The sequence below is a fragment of the Streptomyces sp. NPDC042638 genome, from assembly GCF_040647235.1.
GTDB lineage: Bacteria > Actinomycetota > Actinomycetes > Streptomycetales > Streptomycetaceae > Streptomyces > Streptomyces rameus.
The window spans coordinates 1-13,763 of the sequence record NZ_JBEZBT010000097.1 but is presented as its reverse complement, the minus strand read 5'-3'; the positions used below and the strand labels follow the sequence as shown (position 1 = coordinate 13,763).

Here is a 13,763-nt window from a genome sequence, read left to right as displayed (position 1 = left end):
CCGGGACGCGGCGGGGGGTGCGGCCAGAACGCGGGCGGGGGTGCGGGCGGGACGCAGGCGGGGACGCGGCGGGACGGGCGGGGATGCGGCCGGGACGCGGCGGGGGGTGCGGCCAGAACGCGGGCGGGGACGCGGGCGGGGGTGCGGGCGGGACGGGCGGACCCGACTCCCTGAACCGGCCTGATCGCGGCGAAAGACCCTAGGGGCGCCTAGGGGTTGGGGTCCTCGGCCGCGGCTGCCTAGCGTGCGGGGGACGGCCGACAGCGCCGCACCGGCGCCGAGCCCGGACCCGCTCCGATGCCGGCGCGTCCCGTTCCCTCCCGTGCGAAGAGGACATGATGACTGCACCTGCCGAACACGAGGCCGCGCTGCCGGAGTTCCCGATGCGGCGGGCCTGTCCTTTCAGCCCGCCGGCCCCCTATGCCGAGCTGCGCGCGACCGAGCCGGTCTCCCGGGCGCGGCTGAAGGTCAACGGCAAGCCCGCCTGGCTGGTCACGCGACACGACCTGTACAAGAAGCTGCTGGGTGACGCGCGGGTGAGCGCGAACCTGAAGCTGCCCGGGTACCCCCTTCAGGTGCCGGTGCCGGAGGAGACGCTCCAGTCGGTGCCGCTGACCTTCCTGTCCATGGACCCGCCCGACCACACCGTGCAACGCCGCATGCTGGCACCGGAGTTCAGTGTCCGCCGGATGCGCGAGCTGCGCGGCCGGGTGCAGCAGATCGTGGACCAGCAGATCGACCAGATGCTCGCCAAGGGCGCCGGCGCTCCGGTGGACCTGGTCACCGCGCTCGCGCTGCCGGTGCCGTCCTTCGTCATCTGCGAACTGCTCGGCGTCCCCTACGAGGACCACGGCCGGTTCGAGGAGTGGGCGTGGGCCATCATGAACCACGACATCAGCGACGAGGACCGCGGCCGCGCCCACTACGAGCTGGACAGGTACGTGGACGGGCTGGTGACCGCCAAGGAGAGCGAACCGGGCGACGACATGATCAGCCGGTTGATCGAGTTCAACCGGCACGCGCCGGCCGTGGAGCACTCCGACATCGTCAGCATGTCCAAGCTGATGCTCGTCACCGGGCACGAGACGACCGCCAACATGATCGCCCTGGGTGTGCTGGCCCTGCTGGAGCACCCCGAGCAGCTCGCCGCCCTCCGCGCGGAGCCGGAGCTGATGCCGAAGGCGGTGGAGGAGCTGCTGCGGTTCTTCTCCATCTCCGACGCGGGCACCGCGCGGGTCGCCCTGGAGGACATCGAGCTGGGCGACGTGACCATCCGGGCCGGCGAGGGCATCCTGCCGCTGAACAACGCCGCCAACCACGACGAGCGCGTCTTCCCCGACCCCGACCGCCTCGACGTCCGGCGCGAGGCCCGCAGCCATCTGGCGTTCGGTTACGGCGTCCACCAGTGCATCGGCCAGAACCTGGCGCGCATGGAGCTGGACGTCGTCTACTCCACGCTGCTGCGGCGCGTCCCGACGCTGCGCCTGGCCACACCGGTCGAGGAGCTGCGGTTCAAGGACGACGCCATCGTCTACGGCCTGTACGAACTGCCCGTCACCTGGTGACGGTGGACGCCGCCCCCCAGCACAGCCCGCTTCCCGTCACCGACCCCGTTCGAAAGGCAGCCATGACCCAGTCCGCCGACGCCGCGCCCGAGACGGGGTCGCCGCTCCCGCAGTTCCCGATGCGGCGCACCTGTCCGTTCAGCGAGCCGCGCGAGTACGCCGGGATGCGGGCGGACGACCCCGTCTCGCGCGCCGCCCTGAAGGTGAACGGCAGGCCGACCTGGCTGGTCACCCGGCACGAGCACGTCCGGCAGGTGCTGGGCGACAGCCGGGTGAGCTCCAACCTCAAACTTCCCGGATACCCGCACCAGTTCCACATCCCCGAGGAGATGCTGGCGCAGATCCGGCTGATGATGCTCAACATGGACCCGCCGGAGCACACCGCGCAACGGCGCATGCTGATACCGGAGTTCACGGCACGGCGGGTGAAGGAGATGCGTCCGCGCATCCAGCAGATCGTGGACGAGCACGTCGACGCGATGCTGGCGGCGGGCGGCCCGGTGGACCTGGTCACCGCCCTCGCGCTGCCGGTGCCGTCCCTCGTCGTCTGCGAACTGCTCGGCGTCCCCTACGAGGACCACGCCCAGTTCGAGGAGTGGTCGGCAGCGATGATGAACCACGACCTGAGCCCGGCGGAGTACGGCGCCGCGGTGCAGGCCCTGGACACGTACCTCGACAAGCTCGTCACCCTCAAGGAGAGCGAGCCGGGCGACGACCTCATCAGCCGGTTCCTGGAGAAGAACCGTACCGAGCAGGTCGCCGACCACGTCGACGTGGTGACGATGGCCCGGCTGATGCTGGTCGGGGGCCACGAGACGACGGCCAACATGATCGCCCTCGGTGTGCTGGCCCTGCTGCGGCACCCCGAGCAGATGGCCGCGTTGCAGGCCGACCCCGCACTCCTGCCGAACGCCATCGAGGAGCTGCTCCGCGTCTTCTCCATCTCCGACTCCGGCACGGCACGGGTGGCGGTGGAGGACATCGAGGTCGGTGACGTCACCATCCGCGCCGGCGAGGGCATCCTCGCGCTGAACAACGCCGCCGACCACGACGAGTCGGTCTTCCCGGACCCGGGCACCCTCGACATCCGCCGCAAGGAGGCCCGCAGCCACCTGGCCTTCGGCTACGGCATCCACCAGTGCATCGGCGCCAACCTCGCGCGGGCGGAGCTGGAGGCCGTGTACGGCACGCTGCTGCGCCGCATCCCCGGCCTGAGGCTGGCGGCCGCACCGGAGGAGCTGCGGTTCAAGGACGACGCCATGGTCTACGGCGTCTACGAACTCCCCGTCACCTGGTGACGGCCGACCCGAACGGAATTCCCCTCATGCGTGTCACCACCGAACGCGACCGGTGCGTGGGCTCCGGCCAGTGCGCACTGCTGAGCCCCGAGGTGTTCGACCAGGACGACGACGGCCTCGTCCTGGTGCTGCGGGAGGAGCCGGCCGAGGCCCTGCGCGACGAGGTCCTGCAGGCCGCGGACCTGTGCCCGTCACGCTCCATCCGCGTGCACGACTGAAGGCCTCGTGCCCGACTGAAAGCCGCGTGCACGACTGAAACCCTGACGGATGAACGCGGACCGCCACGACCTGCGCGCCTGACGCGCTGTCGTGGCGGCCCGCACGCGTCCCCGGCGAGCGCCTGAGGCAGCCCGAAGCTGCGGGACTATTCGGCGGCCGGGGCGCCGGGCGGGGCGGGGCGGGGCCCGGCGAGCGACTCGGCCTGCTCCAGGAAGCGGGGCAGCCACTGTTCGTAGGAGACGCCCGCCAGGAAGCGCAGAGCCGCTTCGGCGTCCTTTCCGACCGGCGTGTGCAGCGGGGTCCCGGCGTCGTCGGCGGCGGCGACGACCGCCTGGGCCGCCTCGGCGCAGTCGGCGGCGCCCTCGGCGACGTGCGTGAGGAACCGGGCCAGCCAGGCGTGGTCCTCGGTGTACGGTCCGGACCCGGACGGCCGCCCCGCTGCCGCGCCGGCGGCCGACCCGCGCTGGATCGCGGAGGCGAAGCTGCCCGGTTCCAGGCACACCACGCGGACGCCGAAGGGCCGGACCTCCGCGTACAGGGCCTCGCTGAGCGCGCCCAGGGCGGCCTTGCTCGCCGCGTAGAACCCGCCGTGCGGCACGGCGAAGGTCCGCCCGGCGAGGGAGGAGACGTTGACGATGACCCCGGTGCCCCGGGCGCGCATCCGCGGCAGTACGGCGCGGGCCATGCGCAGCGGGCCCCAGAAGTTGGTCTCCATGAGGGTGCGCGCCTGGTCGAGCGGCATGGTCTCGGCCGGCCCGGTGTGGTCGATGCCGGCGTTGTTGACCAGGACGTCGACCGGTCCGTGCCGGTCGGTCACCGCGGTGACGGCGGCGGTGACCGAGGCGTCGTCGGTGACGTCGAGCCGGGGGACGTCGAGGGTGAGATCCTCGGCGCGGGCCCGCCGGAGCAGTTCCTCCGCGCGGGCGGGCTCACGTACGCAGGCGTGCACACGGTCTCCCCGCCGCGCGAACGCCAGCGCCGTCTCCAGGCCGATGCCGCTGCTGCAACCGGTGATGAGGACCGCCGTCACGCCTGGACCGCCTTGCCCGCAAGCAGTGCGATGACCTGCTTCTGGTGGGCCGTCAGGTAGAAGTGGCCGCCCTCGAAGACGTGGAACTCCGATGAGGTGTCCGTGTGGCGCGACCAGGCGCGGGCCTCGTCCACGGTGACCTTGGGGTCGGCGTCGCCGACCAGGCTGACGATGGGGCACCGCAGGTTGGGGCCCGGTTCGTAGACGTAGGTCTCGGCGGCCCGGTAGTCGGCGCGGATCGCGGGCAGGGCCATGCGGATCAGCTCTTCGTCGTCCAGGATCGCCGAGTCCGTTCCGCTCAGCTGCCGCATCTCCTCGACGAGCCCGTCGTCGTCACGCAGGTGGACGGTCTCGTCCCGGGGGCAGGAAGGGGCCCGGCGGGCGGAGGCGAACAGCGCGCCGAGCACGACTCCGTGGTCGCGCTCCAGCCGGCGGGCGACCTCGAAGCCGAGCGTCGCGCCCATGCTGTGGCCGAAGAAGAACAGCGGCCGGTCCGTCCACGGCAGCAGTACGGAGGTGACGTGGTCGGCGAGTTCGCCGACGCTCGTGGCGCACGGCTCGTTGCGGCGGTCCTGGCGCCCCGGGTACTGCACGGCGAGCACGTCCACGGACTCGGGCAGGGCCGCCGACACGGGACGGTAGAAGGTCGCCGAGCCGCCCGCGTGGGGCAGGCACACCATCCTGGCCGCCGCGTCCGGACGGGGGTCGTAGCGGCGGATCCAGAGGCGGTCGTGCTCGGTGAGCGTGGTCATGGGGCGGGCTTTCCTTCCTGGCGGTGGCTCCGCGGCGCAGGGCGCGGGCGGGCCCCAGCAGTCTCACGCGCGCGGAGGCGACCGGCCACCCCTACCCGCCCCAGCGGGGGCCTTCAGGCGTTGAGGTAGGCGAGCACCGCGAGCACCCGCCGGTTGCTGTCGCTCGACGGAGGCAGCATCAGCTTGGTGAAGATGTTGGAGATGTGCTTCGCGGCCGCGCCCTCGGTGACGGTGAGCCGCTGGGCGATCGCCGTGTTGGAGCAGCCCTCGGCCATCAGCTCCAGCACCTCCCGTTCGCGCGCGGTGAGCGCGGCCAGCGGTTCGTCCCGGGCGTGACTGGTCAGCAGCTGGGCGACCACGGCGGGGTCCATGGCCGTTCCGCCGGCCGCGACCCGGCGCACGGCGTCGATGAACTGCTCGTCGTCCAGGACGCTGTCCTTCAGCAGGTAGCCGATGCCGCCCGTACCGTCGGCCAGCAGCTCGCGGGCGTACATCTGCTCGACGTGCTGGGAGAGGACGAGGATCGGCAGGCCGGGCCGCTCACGGCGGGCGCGCAGCGCGGCCTGGAGGCCCTCGGTGGTGAAGGTGGGCGGCAGGCGTACGTCGACGATGGCCACGTCGGGCCGGTGTTCGGCGATCGCGGCGGCGAGGTCCGTGCCGTTGTCGACGGCGGCGGCCACCTCGAACCCGTACGCCTCCAGCAGTTGGATGATCCCCTGCCTCAGGAGGAAGAGGTCTTCGGCGAGGACAACGCGCACGGCAGCTCCATCTCGATCACGGTCGGACCCCCCGGAGGACTGTCGATCTCCAGGACCCCGTCAAAGGATGCCAGCCGCCGTCCGATGCCCTCCAGGCCGCTCCCGGCCGACGCGTCGGCGCCACCTCGGCCGTCATCGGTGACACGGGCGTGCAGGATGTCGTCCTCGCGCCAGGCCACGACCTCCACGCGCCGGGCGTCGGCGTGCTTGAGGGCGTTGGTGAGCAGCTCCGACACCGCGAAGTAGACGGCGGACTCGACCGGGTCGGGCAGCCTGCCGGGCAGGTCCACCACCACGGTGACCTGCAACGGGCTGGCCAGGCCCAGGGCGCGCAGGGCATCGGCCAGGCCGCGTTCCGCGAGGACCGGGGGGTGGATGCCGTGCACGAGGTCGCGCAGTTCGCGCAGGGCCTGCACGGAGGAGGTGCGGGCCTGCCGCAGCAGCCGCCGTGCCTCCTCGGGGTCCTGGTTCATCTTCCGGTCCACCGCGCCGAGTTGGAGGCCGAGACTGACGAGCCTGGCCTGTGCCCCGTCGTGCAGGTCCCGTTCGATACGGCGCAGTTCGGCGGCCTGGATGTCGAGGGCGCCGGAGCGGGTCTCGGACAGGTGCTGTACGCGGGAGGCCAGTTGGGACTGGCGGGTCGGGCCGAGCAGGAAGCGGACGAAGTACGCGTATCCCCGGAGCACCGGCGGGCCGAGGAACACCCAGCCGGCGAAGACGACGAGTGCCAGCAGTCCCGCCGCCAGCGCGGACGGCCAGCTGTCGACGGTGACGGAGGCGTACCACCGGCCCTGTCCGTCGTCCGCGAGGGGCCGCCACAGGCCGCAGGCCAGGACCAGCCCCTCTCCCGTGTAGTAGAGCAGGGCGGCCGGTACGAAGCCGACGAGCCCCACGAAGCAGTTGAGCAGCAGCCACAGCAGGTCCCGCCAGGTGGCGGGGTCGGCGAGGATCCACTTGCAGCGGCGCATCCAGCCGACGATGTCCTTCTCGATCTCCTCCGGTTCGGGCCGGTAGGGCCGTTCCACCGGAACTCCGGCGTGCGCGGCGGCGCGCCGGTTGAGGTCGCACAGCCGGCGGACGGCCCGCGTCAGGTACGGCAGTGCGAGAAAGCCGATGCCTATCAGGCACAGGATGATGAAGTAGGCGGTGGTGACGAAGAGGACGATCGACAGCAGGGCCCCGGTGGCGACGGCCACGCCGACCAGGGTGTCCACGGTGGCGCGGCCGAGTCGGCCGCGCCACGTGACCGGCACAGTCTTCATGCCCTCATGGTCCCATCCCCGGTCGGTGGCCGGGGAAGGGCCGCCCCCGCCCGGGGGGAGCGGGGACGGCCCGGTCAGGGGGTGGCTCACGCGGCCTTCACCGATTCCACGGCGGGGGTGCGCATACCGCGCCAGGAGGGCAGCAGGGTGGCGCCGAACACCAGCAGCAGCGACCCGCCGACTATGGCCAGGTAGGTGCCGATGGACCCGGAGGGCAGGTAGGAGCCGCTCTTGACGAGGCTGTAGGGGACGATGGTCGTCGCGGAGGCGATCGTGCCGAGGACGGTGGCGATGACCGCGATGAGGAGGCCCTCGACGGTCAGCATGCCGATCACCTGCGCACGGGTGGCGCCGGTGAGCCGCTGGAGGCCGAACTCCGCCTGCCGTTTGCGGGTGACCGCCACCAGGGTGTTGACGACCGTGATCGCCGCGTAGCCCACGATCATGGCGACGATGGTGTAGTTGGCGGACACCAGGATCTGCTGGATCTGGTTGTTCCGGCCGGCCAGGGAGGAGCTGTCGTCCAGTTCGGTGCCGGGCACCCGGGCGGCCAACGCGGCGAGCTGATCGTGGACTTGGGCGGCGTTGCCGGCGGCGGCCCGGACGAGGATCTGGTGCGGCAGCCCGTCGTCGGTGTGCGGGGCGAGGGCCGCCGCGGGCAGCGTCAGGTACTGCTGCTTGGGATTGTCGGTGTACAGGGCCACGACGGTGGGGTGTACGGCGGTGCCGTCGCCGAGGTGCATCGGCAGCCGGTCACCGACCTTCACGCCGTACTCGCGGGCCTTCTTGTCGGACAGCGCCACGGTGTTCCCGCTGAGGTCCGCCAGGGAGCCGGCCACGGCGGGCAGGTCGAGGCTGCCGCGGACGCCGTCGGCGGAGACGCCGCGCAGGTCGACCTGGGCCGGGCCGCCGGGCCGGTCCACGAAGCCACGGCTGGTGACGAACTCGGAGGCCGCGGCGACCCCGGGCGCGGACCGCACCCGGTCGACGACGTCGGGGGCGAATCCGCCGGTCGTGGAGTCGAGGACGTAGTCGGCGAGGACGTTGCGGTCGTAGGAGGTCCGGGAGACGTGGTCCTCGGTGGACTGCATGTAGAGGGTGCCCGTGGCGATGCCGATGAGCAGGACGATCGGGGCGACGGCTCCCGCCATCCGGACGTTGGCGGTGGCGGCGTTGCGCAGCGCGAGCCGGCCGGAGAGGCCGGAGAAGGCGCGTACCGGAAGCCGCAGCAGCGCCACCATGGCCTTGGTGATGCCGGGGGCGAGCAGGGCCAGGCCGATGCAGAAGAGCACGGAGGCGGGTCCGGCGGTGCTGGCGAGGGTCGGGCCGTCCTCCATCACGGTGGCGGTGGCGACGGCCAGGCCGATGCCGTTGGCGAGGAAGAACAGTGCGAGCAGCAGCCGGGTCACGCTGAACCAGCTGTTGGCGGCCGTGGATTCGGCCAGCGCGGCGACCGGTTCGGTGCGGGCGGCCTTCCGGCCGGCGAAGCGGGTGGCGCCGGCCGCGGCCAGGACGGTGACGACCGCCCCGACGGCCATCGGGATCCAGCCGGCGTGGTAGACGATCTCCGACGAGACCACGCCGCTGGAGGTCAGCACGGCGAACAGCATCCGGCCGATGGCCCATCCGGGCAGCAGGGCGAGCAGTACGGAGCCGACCGACAGTACGGCCGTCTCGCTGAGGATCATGCGGCGCAGCTGCTTCGGAGTGGAGCCGACGGCGCGCAGCAGGGCCATCTCGCGGGCGCGCTGCTGGAGGGCGAGGCCGAGGGTGGAGGCGACGCCGAACATGACGATCAGCACGACCGACGAGCCGAAGACCGCGGCGAGGATGACGACGGTGCGCTTGCTGGCGAGGGTGCCGGGCAGCTCGGCCAGGCCCCGGCGCTCACCGGTGAGCACCTCGGCGCGGTCACCGACCGCCGAGCGCACCGCGTCCGCGACGGCGGCCACGCTCGTGCCGGGCGCGGGCAGGACGCCGATGGAGTCGATCCGGCCGCCGGCGAGGTGGCGTGCCTCGTCGTCGGTGAAGAAGACGGCGGCGTCCGGGTTGCCGTCGCCGTGCTGCTCGGCGATGCCGGCGACCCGGAAGGGCCGTGCGGTGCCCTGGACGACGATGCCGACCGTGGACCCGGGACGGGCGCCGGCGCGCCGTGCGAGTCCCGAGTCGAGGACGACCTCGCCGCCGGCGGCGGGGGACGCACCGGCGGCGAGGGTATAGGGGGTGAGCCGGGCGCCGGCCCAGCCGTGGCCGTACGAGTCGGACTTGCCCGTCAGCGGCTTGCCGTCCTTGAGAACGGTGGCCGGGAACGACACGTCCGGGACGGCCGCGCGCACGCCGTCGGCCTTGGCCACCGTGCCGACCAGACCGGGGTCGATGCGGTGACGCTCGGTCAGGGCGGTGGAGCCGTAGGACTGTTCACCGGTGACGACGACCGGGGCGCCCTGCAGGCGCTGCGGGTCGGCCGCCATGCGGACGCCCGTCTCCATCAGGCCGCCGCAGCCGATGACGATCGCGGCGCCGAGGAACATGGCGAGGAAGGTCGCGACGAAGCTCGTCCTGCGGAACTTCAGGGTGCGCAGTGCCAGCTGCCACATCAGTACCGCCCCCCGGAGGTCTGCGGCGTGGTCTGCCGGTGGGCGTCGTCCTCCCAGGCGCCGAGCCTGGTCATCCGGGCGGCGACCGCGTCGGCCGTCGGCCGGTGCAGTTCGCCGGCCGGCCGGCCGTCCGCGAGGAAGACCACGCGGTCGGCGTAGGAGGCGGCCACCGGGTCGTGGGTGACCATGACCAGCGTCTGGCGGGCGGTGTCGACGGACTCGCGCAGCAGGGCGAGCACGGACGCGGCGGTGCGGGTGTCGAGGGCGCCGGTCGGCTCGTCGGCGAAGACCACGGCCGGACGGGTCACCAGAGCGCGGGCGATGGCGACGCGCTGCTGCTGGCCGCCGGACAGCTGGGACGGCAGGTGGCCGAGCCGCTCGGCCAGGCCCACGCGCTGCACCACGTTGCGGATCAGGGCCTTGTCGGGGCGCTGTCCGGCCAGTTGCAGCGGCAGCGTGATGTTCTGCATGACCGTCAGCGCGGGCAGCAGGTTGAAGGACTGGAAGATGAACCCGATCCGGTCGCGGCGCAGCTTGGTCAGCTGGGTGTCGTCCAGGCCGGCGAGATCGGTGCCGCCGACGGTGACCGTGCCGGAGCTGGGCTGGACCAGTCCGGCGGCGCAGTGCAGGAAAGTGCTCTTGCCCGACCCGGAGGGGCCCATCACGGCGGTGAAGGTTCCGTCGGCGAAGCTCATGGTGAGCCCGCGGAGCGCGGCCACCTGGCTGTCTCCTCGGCCATAGGTTTTCGACACGGCGTCCAGCCGTACCGCCTCCGTCCGGCGAAGGTCCTGTGAAGTGTGCACTGGGGGCTCCCCTATGAGATAACGCGCTTCTCACGCGGTGTCTGCGGACCACATTAGGAACGATGCGGCTGCGGCACATTGGCATTGTCCGGCCGGTTCGAGGTAGAGGTTTCTCTACCTCGGTACGGCAGGTTTCGACAGGAGTCCGACGAACTCCGTGATCTCACTGTCAAGGGCGAGGAAACTTCCCTTAGCCGGATAACTGCCACCACCCTGTCCGAATACCTTGCTGCCCTTCGGACAGATCGGTTAGCACCAGTGCCGTCCGGCGTGTTGACGGGTACCGTCGGAGACGTCGGAAAAATCTTCGGAAGATGGGAAGTCGCATGACCAGGAGGCCTGACCCCGAGCTGACCGCGCAGGTCCGGCCCGACGGATATCTGGAGCTGTTCTCCCGCCGCACCGGAAGGCGACACCGTTGCGGCCCGCGCGGCACGACGATGTGGCTGGCGCTCCAGCGGAGCGGATGGGAGCCGGAATTGGCGGCGGACGAAATCGCCGTGCAATTAGGTGTCGATCCGGACAGTATCCGCTGTGATATCGAGGCGTGGTTGTCGCATTTTCGCGAGGCCGGAAAGTGACTGAAGCCGCAGGGCGCGGACGGCCTTTCGACCACCGCGCCCCGCGGCACGTCCGGCCCGGCGCCGTGGCGCCGGACCGCAGGCGGTTCCCCGCTGCCGCCGGCACCGCCGCCGAGCCTGTCACCCGCCCCGCGGCCGAAGCCGCCGGCGGCCCTGTGCGTCAGCCGGTCACCGCGCGGGTCAGCCACGCGTCGACCGCCGCGGCCGTGGCCTGAGCGAAGTCCTCCAGAATCGTGAAGTGCGTACCGGGCACGTCGACGGGTTCGTGCTCCGCGGGCCAGTCGGCCCGCCAGTCGTCGGTACCGGCTCCGGCGGCGAAGGACTCCTCGGGCCGTACGAACAGCACCGGCGCCGTCAGGGCGCCCGGCAGGCAGTGCTGGATGAGGTCGCTGTAGCGGCTCATCGCGGCGAGGCGGGCGGTTCCGAAGCCGCCGAGGGACGACTCCCGGTCCAGCATGCCGTCGAACATCTGCCGCCACAGCTCGTCCTTGCCGTCGTCCCCGGGCAGATAGGTGTCCAGCAGCACCACGCCCGAGGCCGGCTGTCCGGCCTTCTCCATGATCTCGGCCGCCGCGTGGGCGAACTGGCCGCCGGAGGAGTAGCCGACGAGCACGTACGGCCGCCCGTCCGGGCAGGCCCGGCGGATGCCCTCGACGACCACCTCCACCACCGCGTCCACGGACAGCGGCAGTGCCTCGCCGGGGCCGAAGCCGGGCACCGTGGGCACCAGGACGTCACGGCGGCCCTGGAAGTGCCGGGCGAAGCGGGCGTACTGGTGGGCGCCGCCGAGCGCCATCGGCGAGGGCAGGCACACGAGCCGCGGGGAGCCGTCGCCGCCGGCCAGCCGCACCGGGTCGGTGACGTCACCGAGTTCGGACAGGGACGAGAAGCCGGGAAGGATCCCGGCGACGGTGCGCAGCAGTTCGACGGCCTGGGTCATCCGCCCCTCCGCCGCCGCGCGCCGCACCAGCCCGCTGACCGACTCGAGGTCACCGGTGCCGCCCTGGTCCTTGGCGCCGCCGGCCAGTCGGGCGCGCAGGGCGGCGGCGAGGGCGGCCGGGGTGCGGTGGTCGAAGACGGCACCGGCCGGCACGGGGGTGCCCAGGGCGCTGCCGAGTGCGCTGCGCAGCTCGGCCGCGGAGACGGAGTCCATGCCGATCTCCAGGAAGACGGCGTCGGGTTCGACGTCCTCCGGTCCCGCGTGGCCGAGGACCGCGGCGGCCCGCGCCCGGACCACCTCCGTCAGCAGCGCCTCCTGCTCGGCCGGCGGGAGAGCCGCCAGCCGCCGGCGCAGCGGCTCGGCGTCGGCGGGTTCGGGGGCCGCGGTGGGCGCGGGCTCGGCGAGCGGGCCGGCGGTGAGGGCCACGTCCGCCCGCAGCCAGTAGCGCTCGCGGTGGAAGGCGTAGGTGGGCAGTTCGGCGCGGGCCGTACCGGGGAAGAGCGCGGCCCAGTCGGGGGCCAGGCCGTCGGTGTACAGCTGGGCGAGGCCGGAGGCCAGGGTGGCGGGCTCGCTGCCGTGGCGCCGGCCGAGGGCGACGAAGACGGCGCCGTCGGCCTGTGCGCACTCGCGCGCCAGACCGGTGAGGACGGCGTCGGGACCCAGTTCGACGAAGCGGCCCACGCCCGAGGCGTCGAGGGCGGCGACGGCGTCGGCGAACCGGACCGTCTCCCGCACGTGCCGCACCCAGTGGCCCGGGTCGCGCAGCTGCTCGCCCTCGGCGGGGCGGCCGGTGAGCGCGGACACCAGCGGGATGCGCGGCTGATGGTAGGTCAGTTTCTCGGCCACGGACCGGAACTCGTCGAGCATGCCGTCCATCAGAGGCGAGTGGAAGGCGTGCGAGACGGCGAGCCGCTTGGTCTTCGCGAAACCCTCGGCGGCGGCGAGCACCGCCGTCTCCTCGCCCGAAAGCACCACGGAGGACGGGCCGTTGACCGCGGCGAGCCCGACCCGCTCGTCCAGCAGCGCCCGTACGTCGTCCTCGGTGGCCTGTACGGCGACCATCGCGCCGCCTTCCGGCAGGGCCTGCATGAGCCGGCCGCGGGCGGCGACCAGTGTGCAGGCGTCGTCCAGGTCGAGGACGCCCGCCACATGGGCTGCGGCGAGTTCCCCGACCGAGTGGCCGGCCAGGATGTCGGGCCGCACGCCGAAGGACTCCAGCAGCCGGAACAGGGCCACTTCGAAGGCGAACAGTGCCGTCTGGGCGTACTGGGTGCGGTGGACGGCGTCGGTGTCGTCACCCGCCAGCACCCCGGCCAGGTCCAGACCGAGGCGGTCGTCGATCGCGTCGAAGGTGTCGGCGAAGACCGGGTAGCGGGCGCGCAGTTCGAGGCCCATGCCGGGGCGCTGGGCTCCCTGGCCGGTGAACAGGAACGCCGTACGGGTCCCGGACCGGGCCCTGCCCGTCGCGGCCGTGGCGGCGGGCGCCCCGGTGGCGAGGGCGCGCAGACCGGCCAGCAGCTGCTCCCGGCCGGTGCCGGTGACGGCCGCGCGGTGGCCGAAGGCGGTGCGCCGGGTGCCGAGGGCCCGGGCGACGGCCGCCGGGTGCAGCGCCGGCCGGTCCGCAAGGAAGGCGTGCAGACGCTCGGCCTGCGCGGGCAGAGCCTGCGCGGAACGGGCGGACAGTGGCCATACGACGGCCGGGGCGTCGGGTTCGGTGTCCGTCGGCGGCCGGTCCTCGGCGGGTGCCTCCTCGATGACGGTGTGGGCGTTGGTGCCGCTGATCCCGAAGGAGGAGACGGCCGCGCGACGCGGGCGGTCCGCCCGGGGCCAGGCCCGCTCCTCGGTCAGCAGCCGCACCTTTCCGGCTTCCCAGTCGACCTTGGTGGACGGCTGGTCCACGTGGAGGGTCCTGGGGAGCACGCCGTGGCGCATCGCCATCACCATCTTGATGACGCCCG

Annotated in this window: 11 protein-coding genes; 4 read left to right on the top strand and 7 right to left on the bottom strand. The window is 72.8% G+C overall.

What is annotated here, in order from left to right; genetic code table 11:
- The first annotated feature begins 338 nt into the window (after positions 1-338).
- The 3 genes from AB0B40_RS36780 (at position 339) to AB0B40_RS36770 (ending at position 3,081) form a co-directional block, all read left to right on the top strand.
- Entirely contained in the window at positions 339-1,565 is a 1,227-nt protein-coding gene (locus tag AB0B40_RS36780; RefSeq protein WP_345048074.1) for a cytochrome P450, read from the top strand.
- A 62-nt stretch (positions 1,566-1,627) separates the two neighbouring features.
- A complete protein-coding gene (locus AB0B40_RS36775; RefSeq protein ID WP_362267928.1) occupies positions 1,628-2,863 on the top strand; it encodes a cytochrome P450 in 1,236 nt (411 codons plus the stop codon).
- A gap of 26 nt (positions 2,864-2,889) precedes the next feature.
- Positions 2,890-3,081 carry a ferredoxin gene (locus AB0B40_RS36770; protein ID WP_345048071.1) on the top strand — a complete coding sequence of 64 codons (192 nt, stop codon included), beginning with the start codon at positions 2,890-2,892 and terminating at the stop codon, positions 3,079-3,081.
- Between the two features lie 146 nt (positions 3,082-3,227).
- On the opposite strand, the gene AB0B40_RS36765 is transcribed toward AB0B40_RS36770, so the two are convergent.
- The 6 genes from AB0B40_RS36765 to AB0B40_RS36740 form a co-directional block, all read right to left on the bottom strand.
- Entirely contained in the window at positions 3,228-4,112 is an 885-nt protein-coding gene (locus tag AB0B40_RS36765; protein WP_345048070.1) for an SDR family oxidoreductase, read from the bottom strand.
- Positions 4,109-4,864 (bottom strand): alpha/beta fold hydrolase, encoded by a 756-nt coding sequence (locus AB0B40_RS36760; RefSeq protein WP_345048068.1) that lies wholly within the window; start codon positions 4,862-4,864, stop codon positions 4,109-4,111. The genes AB0B40_RS36765 and AB0B40_RS36760 overlap by 4 nt, the downstream gene beginning before the upstream one ends.
- Positions 4,865-4,977: 113 nt before the next feature.
- Positions 4,978-5,622 (bottom strand): response regulator transcription factor, encoded by a 645-nt coding sequence (locus tag AB0B40_RS36755; protein ID WP_161290623.1) that lies wholly within the window; start codon positions 5,620-5,622, stop codon positions 4,978-4,980.
- Entirely contained in the window at positions 5,586-6,884 is a 1,299-nt protein-coding gene (locus AB0B40_RS36750) for a sensor histidine kinase (protein WP_345048066.1), read from the bottom strand. Before AB0B40_RS36750 ends, AB0B40_RS36755 begins: the two co-directional genes overlap by 37 nt.
- 86 nt (positions 6,885-6,970) lie before the next feature.
- Complete coding sequence (locus AB0B40_RS36745; protein ID WP_362267924.1) at positions 6,971-9,481, bottom strand: FtsX-like permease family protein; 2,511 nt, start codon at positions 9,479-9,481, stop codon at positions 6,971-6,973.
- Entirely contained in the window at positions 9,481-10,284 is an 804-nt protein-coding gene (locus AB0B40_RS36740; protein ID WP_362267921.1) for an ABC transporter ATP-binding protein, read from the bottom strand. The genes AB0B40_RS36745 and AB0B40_RS36740 overlap by 1 nt, the downstream gene beginning before the upstream one ends.
- Before the next feature lie 326 nt (positions 10,285-10,610).
- Between AB0B40_RS36740 and AB0B40_RS36735 the strand changes: the two genes are divergently transcribed.
- The gene (locus tag AB0B40_RS36735) at positions 10,611-10,865 is read left to right on the top strand and encodes a hypothetical protein (RefSeq protein WP_345048063.1); all 255 of its coding nucleotides are present in this window, start codon (positions 10,611-10,613) and stop codon (positions 10,863-10,865) included.
- A 160-nt stretch (positions 10,866-11,025) separates the two neighbouring features.
- Here the strand turns inward: AB0B40_RS36735 and AB0B40_RS36730 are convergent.
- A partial coding sequence (locus tag AB0B40_RS36730) for an alpha/beta fold hydrolase (RefSeq protein ID WP_362267918.1) occupies positions 11,026-13,763 on the bottom strand: 2,738 nt, incomplete at its 5' end.

What these genes read in the sequence shown, in the direction of transcription:
- AB0B40_RS36780 (WP_345048074.1), top strand. Translation starts at nt 339, where the DNA reads ATGACTGCACCTGCCGAACACGAGGCCGCGCTGCCGGAGTTCCCGATG.
- AB0B40_RS36775 (WP_362267928.1), top strand. Translation starts at nt 1,628, where the DNA reads ATGACCCAGTCCGCCGACGCCGCGCCCGAGACGGGGTCGCCGCTCCCG.
- AB0B40_RS36770 (WP_345048071.1), top strand. Translation starts at nt 2,890, where the DNA reads ATGCGTGTCACCACCGAACGCGACCGGTGCGTGGGCTCCGGCCAGTGC.
- AB0B40_RS36760 (WP_345048068.1), bottom strand. Translation starts at nt 4,864, where the DNA reads ATGACCACGCTCACCGAGCACGACCGCCTCTGGATCCGCCGCTACGAC.
- AB0B40_RS36750 (WP_345048066.1), bottom strand. Translation starts at nt 6,884, where the DNA reads ATGAAGACTGTGCCGGTCACGTGGCGCGGCCGACTCGGCCGCGCCACC.
- AB0B40_RS36745 (WP_362267924.1), bottom strand. Translation starts at nt 9,481, where the DNA reads ATGTGGCAGCTGGCACTGCGCACCCTGAAGTTCCGCAGGACGAGCTTC.
- AB0B40_RS36735 (WP_345048063.1), top strand. Translation starts at nt 10,611, where the DNA reads ATGACCAGGAGGCCTGACCCCGAGCTGACCGCGCAGGTCCGGCCCGAC.